The 11670-nt window shown below is 63.2% G+C and carries 13 protein-coding genes; all 13 read left to right on the forward strand.

Annotated features, from left to right (window positions below; all coding sequences use genetic code 11):
• From argB to galK, 13 genes are read left to right on the forward strand one after another with little or no spacing between them, the layout of a single operon-like run.
• A complete protein-coding gene (gene argB, locus Clow_RS06725) occupies nt 1-906 on the forward strand; it encodes an acetylglutamate kinase (RefSeq protein WP_055178005.1) in 906 nt (301 codons plus the stop codon).
• Nucleotides 899-2074, forward strand: coding sequence for an acetylornithine transaminase (locus Clow_RS06730; RefSeq protein WP_055178006.1), 1176 nt, complete (start codon nt 899-901; stop codon nt 2072-2074). Before argB ends, Clow_RS06730 begins: the two co-directional genes overlap by 8 nt.
• Nucleotides 2055-2555 (forward strand): arginine repressor, encoded by a 501-nt coding sequence (locus tag Clow_RS06735; RefSeq protein ID WP_055178007.1) that lies wholly within the window; start codon nt 2055-2057, stop codon nt 2553-2555. Before Clow_RS06730 ends, Clow_RS06735 begins: the two co-directional genes overlap by 20 nt.
• A gap of 15 nt (nt 2556-2570) precedes the next feature.
• The gene (locus tag Clow_RS06740; RefSeq protein WP_055178008.1) at nt 2571-3767 is read left to right on the forward strand and encodes an argininosuccinate synthase; all 1197 of its coding nucleotides are present in this window, start codon (nt 2571-2573) and stop codon (nt 3765-3767) included.
• Nucleotides 3768-5189, forward strand: coding sequence for an argininosuccinate lyase (gene argH, locus Clow_RS06745; RefSeq protein WP_055178009.1), 1422 nt, complete (start codon nt 3768-3770; stop codon nt 5187-5189).
• Nucleotides 5190-5200: 11 nt separating this feature from the next.
• Nucleotides 5201-5386, forward strand: a complete 186-nt coding sequence (locus Clow_RS06750) for a Trm112 family protein (RefSeq protein WP_055178010.1) — start codon at nt 5201-5203, stop codon at nt 5384-5386.
• A complete protein-coding gene (tyrS, locus tag Clow_RS06755; protein ID WP_055178011.1) occupies nt 5383-6636 on the forward strand; it encodes a tyrosine--tRNA ligase in 1254 nt (417 codons plus the stop codon). Before Clow_RS06750 ends, tyrS begins: the two co-directional genes overlap by 4 nt.
• Entirely contained in the window at nt 6636-7139 is a 504-nt protein-coding gene (locus Clow_RS06760) for an aldose epimerase family protein (protein WP_055178012.1), read from the forward strand. The genes tyrS and Clow_RS06760 overlap by 1 nt, the downstream gene beginning before the upstream one ends.
• Nucleotides 7117-7488, forward strand: a complete 372-nt coding sequence (locus tag Clow_RS06765; protein WP_156334718.1) for an aldose epimerase family protein — start codon at nt 7117-7119, stop codon at nt 7486-7488. The genes Clow_RS06760 and Clow_RS06765 overlap by 23 nt, the downstream gene beginning before the upstream one ends.
• Nucleotides 7469-9109, forward strand: a complete 1641-nt coding sequence (locus Clow_RS06770; RefSeq protein ID WP_055178014.1) for a sodium:solute symporter family protein — start codon at nt 7469-7471, stop codon at nt 9107-9109. The genes Clow_RS06765 and Clow_RS06770 overlap by 20 nt, the downstream gene beginning before the upstream one ends.
• A gap of 12 nt (nt 9110-9121) precedes the next feature.
• Entirely contained in the window at nt 9122-9349 is a 228-nt protein-coding gene (locus tag Clow_RS06775) for a hypothetical protein (protein ID WP_055178015.1), read from the forward strand.
• A complete protein-coding gene (gene galT, locus Clow_RS06780; RefSeq protein ID WP_055178016.1) occupies nt 9342-10433 on the forward strand; it encodes a galactose-1-phosphate uridylyltransferase in 1092 nt (363 codons plus the stop codon). The genes Clow_RS06775 and galT overlap by 8 nt, the downstream gene beginning before the upstream one ends.
• Nucleotides 10424-11548 carry a galactokinase gene (galK, locus tag Clow_RS06785; protein WP_055178017.1) on the forward strand — a complete coding sequence of 375 codons (1125 nt, stop codon included), beginning with the start codon at nt 10424-10426 and terminating at the stop codon, nt 11546-11548. Before galT ends, galK begins: the two co-directional genes overlap by 10 nt.
• Nucleotides 11549-11670 lie beyond the last annotated feature (122 nt).

The raw sequence follows: 11670 nt of genomic DNA on the forward strand, positions 1-11670 counted from the left end.
ATGAAGAACTTACATGACCTCACCGCGGCCGACCGTGCCGCCGTGCTGGCAGAGGCCCTGCCGTGGCTGCAACACTTCCGCGATCGCATCGTGGTGGTCAAATACGGCGGTAACGCGATGGTGGACGAGGAACTCAAGGCCGCCTTCGCCGCCGATATGGTGCTGCTGCGCACCATCGGCGCCCGCCCGGTGGTGGTGCACGGCGGCGGGCCGCAGATTTCCACCATGCTAAATCGCCTGGGGCTCAAAGGCGAGTTCCGCGGTGGCTTCCGCGTGACCACCCCCGAGGTCATGGAGGTGGTGCGCATGGTGCTCTTCGGCCAGGTGGGCCGCGATCTGGTGGGTCTCATCAATTCCCACGGCCCCTACGCCGTGGGCACCTCCGGGGAGGACGCCGGACTCTTTACCGCGCGGCGTCGCCTGGTGCCCATTGACGGCACCCCCACGGACATCGGCCAGGTGGGAGACATCGTGGACGTGGACGCCACCGCGCTCATGGACCTCATCGAGGCCGGGCGGATTCCGGTGGTATCCACCATCGCGCCGGGCGAGGACGGGCAGGTGTACAACATCAACGCCGATACCGCCGCGGGTGCCCTGGCGGCGGCCATCGGGGCGGAGCGCCTGGTGGTGCTCACCAACGTGGAGGGCCTGTACACGCAGTGGCCGGATCGCGGCTCTCTGGTATCCACGATCACCACCGATCGCCTGCGTGCCCTGTTGCCCGGTCTGGATAGCGGCATGATTCCCAAGATGGAATCCTGCCTGAACGCGGTGGAGGCCGGGGTATCGGCCGCGCACGTGATTGATGGGCGGCTCAGCCACTCCGTGATCTTGGAATTACTCACCGAGGGCGGAATCGGCACGATGGTGCTGCCCCCACAGGAAGGAGAAAAAGATGAGTGAGGTATTGCGCACCTGGCCCACGGTGCTCATGGATACCTACCCCACCCCGGAGGTAGAGGTGGTGGAGGGGCGCGGCGCCCGGCTTTTCGACGCCGCGGGCAAGGAATACATCGACCTCCTCTCCGGCATTGCCGTGGCCTCCCTGGGCTATGGCAATGAGGATATTGCCCGCGCCGTGGGGGAGCAGGCCCTGCGCTTGACGCACTCCTCGAACCTGCTGGCCTCGCGCCCGGCGGTGGAGGTGGCCGCCGCGCTGTGCGAGCGTTTTCCCGCCGATGATGCCAGGGTATTCCTGTGCAACTCCGGTGCGGAGGCCAACGAGGCCGCCTTCAAACTGGCGCGGCGTACGGGGAGGCACAGGGTTTTGGCGGCGGTCAATGGCTTTCACGGGCGCACGATGGGCGCCCTGGCCCTGACCGGGCAGCCCGCCAAGCGCGCCCCTTTCGAGCCGCTACCCGGTGGGGTGGAGTTCTATCCCTACGGGGACGCGGCCTATCTGCGCACTCTGGTAGAGACCAATCCGCAGGAGGTGGCCGCCATCTTCCTCGAACCCATCCAGGGGGAAACCGGCGTGATTCCCGCCCCGGAGGGATTCCTGAGCGCCGTGCGCGTCCTGTGCGATGAGTACGGGATTCTCATGGTGGTTGATGAGGTGCAAACGGGTATCGGCCGCACGGGTGATTTCTTCGCCTTTGAACACGATGGCGTTATACCGGATGTGATAACCCTGGCCAAGGGCCTAGGCGCCGGGTTACCGATCGGGGCCTGCCTGGCCCACGGCGCGGCCGCCGAACTGCTGGGTCGCGGAGATCACGGAACCACCTTTGGTGGTAACCCCGTGGCCTGCGCCGCGGCCACGGTGGTGCTCGATACGATAGGAGATAGTTTCCTCGACCAGGTGCGGCGCTCGGGTGAATACTTGCGCGCGGCCGTGGCGGAATTACCACAGGTGGAGTTCGTGCGCGGCCGTGGGCTCATGCTGGGCGTGGTGCTCAAAACCCCGGTGGCTCGGCAGGCAGTGGCGGCGGGGTGGCGAGCGGGAATTATTCTCAACGCACCCTCGGATCGCGTGATACGCCTGGTACCGCCGCTGGTGATCACGCGGGAGGAGATGGAGGAGGCCGTGCGCCGCCTCGGCAGGGTGCTTGATGAGATTGAGAAAGGATGAGTTGGTGACTACCCGCACTGCGCGTCAAGGAAAGATCCTTGACATTTTGGCTTCCACGAGGGTGTACAGCCAAGTGCAACTCTCAGAATTGCTTTTGGATGAGGGCATTGACGCCACGCAGGCCACCATCTCGCGGGATCTCGACGAGCTAGGTGCGCGCAAGGTGCGCCGCGAGGGCTCACGCTCCTTTTACGCCGTGGGCGGGGAGGATAGTGCGGTTCCCGATACCCTTTCTGGCCCCCGAGAAAAGTTGCGACGCATGCTGGAAGAACTGGTGGTATCGGTGGATTCCTCCGCCAATATCGCCGTGCTGCGGACCCCTCCGGGAGCCGCGCAGTACCTTGCCAGCTTCATCGACCGCGTGGGTATGTCGGATGTGGTGGGCTGCATCGCGGGTGATGATACGATTTTTGTTCTTGCGCGGGACCCCATGACGGGCGCGGAATTAGCGTCCACCCTGCACATATGGAATAACGAATAAAAGGAGAAATTGATTATGACTAATCGCATTGTTTTGGCTTATTCCGGTGGCCTGGATACCTCCGTGGCCATTCCCTACCTCTCCAAGATGATCGAGGGCGAGGTTGTGGCCGTCTCCCTCGACCTTGGTCAGGGCGGGGAGGATATGGAATCGGTGCGGCAGCGCGCCCTGGATTGCGGCGCGGTGGAATCCATCGTGGTGGATGCCAAGGACGAGTTTGCCGAGCAATACTGTCTGCCCGCCGTCAAGGCTAATGCCCTGTATATGAAGCAGTATCCGCTGGTTTCAGCGCTGTCGCGTCCGCTTATCGTCAAGCACCTGGTGGAGGCCGCCAAGGAACACGGCGGCACGCACGTGGCCCACGGCTGCACGGGCAAGGGAAACGATCAGGTGCGCTTTGAGGTCGGGTTTATGAGCACCGATCCCAGCCTGGAGATTGTGGCTCCCGCCCGCGATTTTGCCTGGACCCGTGATAAGGCCATTGCCTTTGCCGAGGAGATCAACCTCCCCATCGAGCAGTCCGCCTCCTCGCCCTTTTCCATTGACCAGAACGTGTGGGGCCGCGCCGTGGAAACGGGCTTCCTGGAGGATCTGTGGAACCCGCCCACCAAGGATCTTTACGCCTACACCGAGGACCCGGCCCTGGGCAATGCCCCCGATGAACTCATCATCTCCTTCAAGGGAGGTGCCCCCGTGGCTATCGACGGACGCCCGGTCACCGTCCTAGAGGCCATCGAGGAACTCAACCGCCGCGCCGGAGCACAGGGTGTGGGCCGTTTGGACATGGTGGAGGATCGCCTGGTGGGCATCAAGTCCCGCGAGGTTTACGAGGCCCCCGGCGCGATGGTGCTCATCAAGGCCCACGAGGCCTTGGAGGACGTCACCGTGGAGCGCGAGTTGGCCCGCTACAAGCGCCTGGTGGACGCTCGTTGGTCCGAGGAGGTCTACGACGGCCTGTGGTTCAGTCCGCTCAAGCGTTCCCTGGATGCCTTCATCGACTCCACTCAGGAGCACGTCACGGGTGACATTCGCCTGGTGCTGCACGCCGGTTCCATCACGGTGAATGGCCGCCGCTCCGAGCACTCGCTCTATGATTTCAACCTGGCTACTTATGATACGGGCGATACCTTCGATCAGACCTTGGCCAAGGGATTCGTGCAGCTGCACGGGCTTTCCTCCAAGATGGCTAATACGCGGGATCGGGAGGCATAAATGGAGCAGCATGGAACCAACGAGGGCGCGCTGTGGGGAGGGCGCTTTTCCGGCGGCCCCTCGGAGGCGATGTTTGCGCTGAGCGTGTCCACGCACTTTGACTGGGTGCTGGCCCCCTATGATGTGCTGGCCTCCAAGGCCCACGCCCGGGTGTTGCACCGCGCGGGTCTGCTCGAAGAGCGCGATCTTGAAGCCATGCTGGAGGGGCTGGACCGCCTGGGTGCCGATGTGGCCTCGGGGGAGTTCACCCCTAACGCCACCGACGAGGACGTCCACGGGGCGATGGAACGCGGGCTCATCGAGCGCGTGGGCCCGGAGCTTGGTGGTCGTCTGCGCGCGGGCCGTTCCCGCAATGACCAGGTAGCCACGCTGTTTCGCATGTGGTTGCGCGATGCCCTGCGCGGGATCGCCCTTTCCGTGACGGAGCTCATCGACGCCCTGGTGGCTCAGGCGGAGGCGCACCCGGAGGCCATCATGCCGGGTAAGACGCACTTCCAGGCCGCCCAGCCCGTGCTGCTGGCCCATCAGTTGTTGGCGCACGCCCATCCGTTGCTGCGCGATGGTCAGCGTATCCAGGACCTCGATCGTCGCCTGGCGGTATCCCCCTATGGCTCGGGGGCCCTGGCGGGTTCCTCCCTGCGCCTTAATCCCGAGGCCATCGCGGAGGAACTGGGCTTTGATTCCGCCGCGGATAATTCCCTCGACGCCACCTCCTCGCGCGATTTCGCCTCCGAGGCGGCCTTCGTGCTGGCCCAGATTGCGGTGGATATGTCCCGCCTGGCGGAGGAGATCATCGCCTGGTGTACCCCGGAGTTTGGCTACGTGACCTTGCACGATGCCTGGTCCACCGGCAGCTCCATCATGCCGCAGAAGAAGAACCCGGACGTCCCGGAACTCACTCGCGGCAAGACGGGCCGGCTCATCGGTAATCTCTCCGGCCTCATGGCCACCCTCAAGGCACAGCCCCTGGCCTATAACCGGGACTTGCAGGAGGATAAGGAACCGGTCATTGATTCGGTGGCGCAGCTCAACCTGCTGCTGCCCGCCATGACGGGCCTGGTGCGTACCCTAACCTTCCACGAGGATCGCATGCGGGAACTCGCCCCGCGCGGCTACACGCTAGCCACCGATCTCGCGGAATGGATGGTGCGCCAGGGCGTGCCCTTCCGCGAGGCCCACGAGGCCTCGGGGGCCTGCGTGCGCATTGCGGAAGCCAGGGGAGTGGACCTGGTGGATCTCACCGATGAGGAGCTCGCGGGCGTCGATAAGCGCCTGAGCCCTGCGGTGCGCGAGGTCTTGACTATCGACGGCGCGGTGGCCTCCCGCGATACCCGTGGCGGCACCGCCGGCGTGCGGGTGGCAGAGCAGCGCGAACGCGTGCGTGCGGCTGCCCGCGCGCAACGAGAATGGGCGGAAGGCTAGAGTGATTACCCATGAGCCTTGATCCTCAATTACTGGATATTCTGGTGTGCCCCAAAGACAAGGGGCCATTGACCTATCTTGAGCACGAACAAATGCTGGTTAATGAGCGCCTTGGGTTGGCTTATCGCATTGACCAAGGCATACCCGTGTTGTTGATGGACGAGGCTGTGGAATGGCCGGGAGGTAAAGAAGCGTGAATATCATTGATGAACTTCAGTGGCGCGGGTTGATTAATCAATCCACGGATATTGAGGCTCTCCGGGAGGCCACCGAAGCGGGTCCCATCGCCTTGTACTGTGGCTTTGATCCCACCGGCCCCTCCCTGCATGCTGGTCACCTGGTGCCGCTGCTCATGCTGGCGCGCTTTCAGCGCGCGGGCCATAACCCGCTGGTGCTGGCGGGCGGGGCCACCGGCATGATCGGTGACCCGCGCGATGTAGGGGAGCGCTCCATGAATGATGCCGATACGGTATCCGATTGGGCTGAGCGAATCTCCGGGCAATTACGCCGATTTGTCACCTTTGAGGGCGAGCACGCCGCGCAATTGGTGAATAATAACGAGTGGACGAAGGATATGAGCGCCATCGCCTTCCTGCGCGATGTGGGCAAGCACTTCTCGCTTAATACCATGCTGGCCCGCGATACCGTGAAGCGCCGCCTGGAAAACGATGGTATTTCCTACACCGAGTTTTCCTACATGCTCCTTCAGGCCAATGACTATGTGCAATTGCACAATAACCACGGTGTGAATCTTCAGGTGGGCGGTGGCGATCAGTGGGGTAACCTGGTGGCCGGGGTGGACCTGGTGCGCCGCGTCACCGGCGATCAGGTGCACGCGCTCACCGTTCCGCTGGTAACGGATTCCGAGGGTAAGAAGTTCGGCAAGTCCACCGGGGGCGGCAGCCTGTGGCTCGACCCGGAGATGACCAGCCCCTACACCTGGTACCAGTACTTCATTAATGCCGCCGACGCCGACGTGATGCGCTACCTGCGCTGGTTCACCTTCCTGAATAAGGAGGAACTGGATCGCCTGGCCGTGGAAGTAGAGGAGCGCCCCCACGCCCGCGAGGCTCAGCGCACCCTGGCCCGCGAGATGACCACCCTGGTACACGGGGAGGAGGCCACCAAGGCCGTGGAACTGGCCTCTCAGGCCCTCTTTGGCCGGGCCGATCTGGCCGAGCTTGACGAGTCCACCCTGGCCTCTGCGGTATCGGAGACCGAGGTGCTGGCCTTTGAGCCCGGCGATACCATCGTGGAGCTGCTGGTGGGCACCGGATTGGTGGATTCCCGAGGTGCTGCCCGCCGCGCCATCAAGGAGAGCGGGGTGTACGTGAATAATGCTCGTATTTCCGCCGAGGATTGGGAGCCCGCCGAAGAGGACTTCCTTCACGGCTCGTGGCTGGTGCTGCGCCGTGGCAAGAAGAACTTTGCCGGAGTACGGCGCTAATGAAGGAGGTCACGCTGCGTTGCGGGGGAACGCGGGCGGTGATCTCGGCCTCCGGGGCGTCGATACGCTCCTTGCACTGTGAGGGCAGGCCGCTGCTGCGCTCTTTTCCCGAGGGAGAGCACCCGCCGGAGGCCACCAACACGGTGCTGGCCCCGTGGCCTAATCGCGTGGCCGGGGCGACCTTTTCTTATGGCGCCATCGCCTACTCCCTGGAGGTGACCGAGCCCGAGCGCGGGCATGCTCTTCACGGTTTTACCCAGGGGCGCCTCTTTTCTCTCACGGCTACCGAGCAGGTGGCGGAGCTGAGTACTCGCCTTGGCCCAGAACCCGGCTGGCCCTGGCCGCTGGAACTGCGGGTGCGCTACGAGGCGCAGCCCCAGGGCCTGCGCGCAGTGTTCGGCCTGCGCAACCTCGGTACCGAACCCGCGCCTTGCGCTCTGGGCGCGCACCCGTATCTCGATCCCCAGGGTTGGCCGCTCGATGAGTGCACCCTGTTTTTTTGAGTCCAGCGAGCGGCGTCCGCTCAGCGAACAGATGATTCCCAGCGGAAACCTGGAGCCTTGGAACGAGCATTGCATCGCCATGCGTGGCCGGAACTTCGACGATGCCTTCTATCACCCAGCCCACAGGGCGCGGCTGCTCCACGAATCGGGAGCGGGGGTGGAACTGCGTTCCTCGATGGACTGGACACAGCTCTACACCTCCCCACAGCGCTGGCTGGCGGTGGAACCCATGACCGCCCCGCCCGACGCCCTCAATAGTGGGGTAGACCTCACTATCCTGAAGCCAGGTGAAGTGCTGTTAGCAGAATATTCTGTGCTAAAGATAAATTATGTATACCTTAAGGCTTAACGCCACCTGGGTGGACTATGCCCTCGTAGCGGCCTATTTCTTTTTTGTTCTCGGGATTGGGTGGGCCGCCAAGCGCCGCGTTTCCTCTTCCATTGATTTCTTCCTTTCCGGGCGGGGTTTGCCCTCCTGGGTTACGGGTTTGGCCTTCGTGGCGGCCAACCTCGGGGCGGTGGAAATCATCGGTATGTCCGCCAATGGCGTGGAGTACGGCATGCAAACCATGCACTACTTCTGGATTGGTGCGGTACCGGCGATGGTGTTCCTGGGCATTGTGATGATGCCCTTTTATTACGGCTCCAAGGTGCGTTCCGTTCCGGAGTTCATGCGGCGCCGCTTCGGCCCCGGTGCGCACCTGGTCAACGCCCTTTCCTTTGCCATCGCGCAGCTGCTCATCGCCGGGGTGAACCTGATCCTCCTGGCTACCGTGGTGGAGGCCCTGCTGGGCTGGCCGCGTTGGGCCACCCTGCTCATCGCCGCCATCATCGTGCTTTCCTATATCACCCTGGGCGGGCTTTCTGCGGCCATTTATAACGAGGTCTTGCAGTTCTTCGTTATCGTGGCGGGCCTGGCCCCGCTCACGGTCATCGGCCTGCGCCACGTGGGCGGCTGGGAAGGATTGAAGGAAAAGGTGGGCGATCCCAGCCACTTTTCCACCTGGCCCGGCACGGAACTTTCCGGCTTTGACCACCCCGTGTGGTCAGTGGTGGGTATCGTTTTCGGCCTGGGTTTTGTACTTTCCTTTGGTTATTGGACCACGAACTTCGTGGAGGTACAGCGTGCGATGGCCTCGGATTCGCTCTCGGCGGCGCGCAAAACACCCATCATCGGGGCCTTTCCCAAGATGTTTATTCCCTTCCTCGTGGTGATTCCCGGCATGATTGCCGGAACCATCGTTACTCCGATTGCAGAAGGCAACGCCGCCCCCAATGAGGCCGTGCTGTATCTCATGCGCGATCTGCTGCCCAACGGCTTGCTAGGTGTGGGTATCGCGGGCCTGCTTGCAGCCTTCATGGCGGGCATGGCCGCCAATATCTCCGCCTTTAATACGGTGGTGAGTTATGACCTCTGGCAAACCTATGTGGTCAAGGACCGCGAGGATGATTATTATCTCAAGTTCGGACGCATAGCCACGGTGGTGGCCACCGCTATTGCTGTATTCACGGCTCTTTTGGCCGCGAACTTCGGCAATATCATGGACTATCTGCAAACCCTTTTCGGATTCTTTAACGCCCCGCTTTTTGCCACCTTCATTTTGGGTATGTTCTGGAAGCGCATGACCCCGCACGCGGGCTGGGCAGGCCTGGTGGCCGGTACCGCCTCCGCCATCATTTTCTGGGCTCTCTCCCTGGGGTCGGACCCGCTGGTTGCTTTGCCAGGGCAGGGCACGGCCTTCGTGGCGGCCTCGCTCGCCTTCGTGGTGGACATCGTGGTGTCCGTGGCGGTCTCGCTATTCACCACGCCTAAGCCGGACCGCGAGCTCGTGGGCTTCGTGCGCTCGGTCACCCCGCGCGAGCAGCTTTCCGACGCCGCCGAGGCCGCCCTTCCCTGGTACCGCCGCACCGTGCCCCTCGGCGTTCTTTGCCTGGTGTTGGTCACCGCGCTCAACCTCATCTTCTTCTAAGGAGAAAAGCACATGTCAGCCTTCGATATTCGCAATGTCATCGGCGCACTCATGGGCCTCTACGGCCTGCTGCTCTGCGCGTGTTTCTTCCTTCTCGATCCCGGAGTGAACCCGGACGATGCCACGGCCAAGAGCGCCGCGGATAACCTGTGGACCGGCCTAGCCCTGGTGGCCGTGGCGCTGGTCTTTTTCCTATGGGCGCGCCTGAGCCCGATCCAGGTGGAGGAGCACCATGCTTGAGATCACCCGCTCTACGCTTTCCGACGGCCGCGAAATCCTCTACTTCGATCTTCCCGGCACCCCGCCGCGCACGGCGGTGGACGAACGCGATCTGCCCGCCGTAAGCACGCAATCCTTTATGCGCCGCGATCCCTTAACCGGGCAGTGGTCGCTCTTTGCCGCGCACCGCCAAAACCGCACCTTCCTGCCCCCGGCGCATGAGGACCCCTTGGCGCCGACGAAGCCGGGCTCCTATCCCAGCGAGATTCCGGAGGCCGATTATCAGGTGGTGGTCTTTGAAAATCGCTTTCCCTCGTTGAGTACTCGGGGTGAGTACCTTGAGGATTCAGCCTGGGAGACCTCAGCCCACACAGCTACCGTGGAACAGCGCCCTGGGCGGGGCCGCTGCGAGGTGGTGTGCTTTACCTCGGAGGCGGAGGGTTCTTTTGCGGATCTCTCCGAGGAACGCAAGAGAATGCTCATCGAAGTATGGGCACACCGTACCCAGGAACTCTCCGCCATCGAGGGAGTGCGTGCGGTATTCCCCTTTGAAAATCGCGGTGAGGAAATTGGAGTAACCCTTTCCCATCCCCACGGGCAGATTTATTCCTACCCCTTTGTTCCACCACGCATGGAAGCAATTGCCGAGCAGGTACGCCAGCACCCTCATCTTTTTGACGAGGTACTGGCTGTGGAATTGCAGGCGGGGGAGCGCATTATCGAACAGACCCCAGGATTTGTGGTGTACACCCCCGCCGCGGCCAAATGGCCGCTGGAAGTCATGGTCATGCCGCGCAGGGCGGTACCGGATTTCCCCGCGCTCAACGAGCAGGAAAGGGAGGAACTAGCGGGTATCCTGCATCGCCTCTTCCCTGCGGTAGACCGCTTCTTTGAGGGAGTGGAGCGCACCCCCTATATCGCGGCCTGGAATCAGGCACCGGTGGGGCAGCCGGAATGGGGCCGCCTGCATCTTCAGCTCTTTTCCCTCATGCGTTCCCCCCACCGCATGAAATACCTGGCGGGTTCAGAATCGGGAATGGGTGCGTGGATTAATGACACCACCCCGGAGGCCATTGCGGAAAGGTTCAGGAGCATATGGAAATAAGGCAACCGCAGGAATTGGGCAACGATGCCGCCGCCCTCTACACACATGAATACGGTGCCGAACCCGCAGGTGTGTGGCTTTCCCCAGGGCGAGTGAACCTCATCGGTGACCACGTGGATTATGCCCACGGCGTATGCCTACCGCTAGCCACCACGATGTCTACCGCTGTGGCGGCCTCGCCGCGCCGCGACCGTCGGGTGCGCATGATTTCCGTGGACCCTACGGTCAAGCGGCGCGTGGGCTCGGCAGACCTCGATGATGTTTCCGCGCTCAACGACTGGCGCGGCTACATCGCCGGAACCCTCTGGGCGCTCGGCACTCAGGGCATGGACCTGGCCGTGGTATCGGACGTGCCCGTGGGCTCGGGGCTTTCTAGTTCCGCCGCCCTGGAATGTTCCGTGGCCGTGGCCGCCCGCGATCTCTTCGAGCTAGAGGCTGATCTTGCCGCCGCAGCCATGCGGGCCGAAAACGAGGTGGTGGGAGCCAATACCGGGGGCCTTGACCAGCGCGCTTGCCTTTACGCACGCCGCGATCACGCCCTCGCGCTCGACTTCCTCACCGGCAGCATGGAACACGTGCCCTGCACCTGGCCCGGGCTGCACCTGCTCATCGCCAATACCAATGCCGCGCACTCGCACTCCACCGGAGGATACGGCTCCCGCCGGGGGCTTATCGACGCCCTCCACAGCGCCCTGAACTGCACCTTCCGGGAGGAAAACCTCGTGGAGGAGGCGGTGGCGTGGGCCGCTGGCTCTGACTATGACGCAGAAACGGTACGCCGCCGCGTGCGGCACGTATTAAGTGAGACGTCCCGGGCACAGCGGGCCATCGTTGCCTTGAAGGAGGGGGATATTGCTTTGTTGGGGTCCCTCATGGACGCCAGCCATGATTCCCTGCGTGATCACTATGAGGTAGTGACCCCGGAATTGGAGGCCGCAGTGCAGGCCGCTCGCCGCGCGGGGTCCGTGGGAGCGCGCATGACCGGGGGCGGTTTCGGCGGGAGCATCGTGGCGCTGTGCGCGGAGCCGGAGCGTGTGGCCCAGGAGATCAGGGCGGCGGTGCCTGCGGCGGATACGTATGTGGTGACGCCTCAGGGTGGTGCGAACCGGCTTTGAGCTGGGTGTTTGTGTGGTGGTGGGGTGGTGTGTAAATTAGTGCGAGTCGCCGCGACAAGGCCCACCCCACACAATCAGGGGTGATCGCCGTGTGGTGGTTGTGTTGTGTGAGAACTCGATAG

It is taken from the genome of Corynebacterium lowii, from assembly GCF_001412085.1.
Taxonomy (GTDB): domain Bacteria; phylum Actinomycetota; class Actinomycetes; order Mycobacteriales; family Mycobacteriaceae; genus Corynebacterium; species Corynebacterium lowii.

Coding starts and splice junctions, on each gene's coding strand:
- Clow_RS06730 (WP_055178006.1), top strand. CDS start 899: ATGAGTGAGGTATTGCGCACCTGGCCCACGGTGCTCATGGATACCTAC.
- galK (WP_055178017.1), top strand. CDS start 10,424: ATGGAAATAAGGCAACCGCAGGAATTGGGCAACGATGCCGCCGCCCTC.
- argB (WP_055178005.1), top strand. CDS start 1: ATGAAGAACTTACATGACCTCACCGCGGCCGACCGTGCCGCCGTGCTG.
- argH (WP_055178009.1), top strand. CDS start 3,768: ATGGAGCAGCATGGAACCAACGAGGGCGCGCTGTGGGGAGGGCGCTTT.
- Clow_RS06760 (WP_055178012.1), top strand. CDS start 6,636: ATGAAGGAGGTCACGCTGCGTTGCGGGGGAACGCGGGCGGTGATCTCG.
- Clow_RS06770 (WP_055178014.1), top strand. CDS start 7,469: ATGTATACCTTAAGGCTTAACGCCACCTGGGTGGACTATGCCCTCGTA.
- Clow_RS06765 (WP_156334718.1), top strand. CDS start 7,117: ATGAGTGCACCCTGTTTTTTTGAGTCCAGCGAGCGGCGTCCGCTCAGC.
- Clow_RS06775 (WP_055178015.1), top strand. CDS start 9,122: ATGTCAGCCTTCGATATTCGCAATGTCATCGGCGCACTCATGGGCCTC.
- Clow_RS06735 (WP_055178007.1), top strand. CDS start 2,055: ATGAGATTGAGAAAGGATGAGTTGGTGACTACCCGCACTGCGCGTCAA.
- Clow_RS06750 (WP_055178010.1), top strand. CDS start 5,201: ATGAGCCTTGATCCTCAATTACTGGATATTCTGGTGTGCCCCAAAGAC.
- galT (WP_055178016.1), top strand. CDS start 9,342: ATGCTTGAGATCACCCGCTCTACGCTTTCCGACGGCCGCGAAATCCTC.
- Clow_RS06740 (WP_055178008.1), top strand. CDS start 2,571: ATGACTAATCGCATTGTTTTGGCTTATTCCGGTGGCCTGGATACCTCC.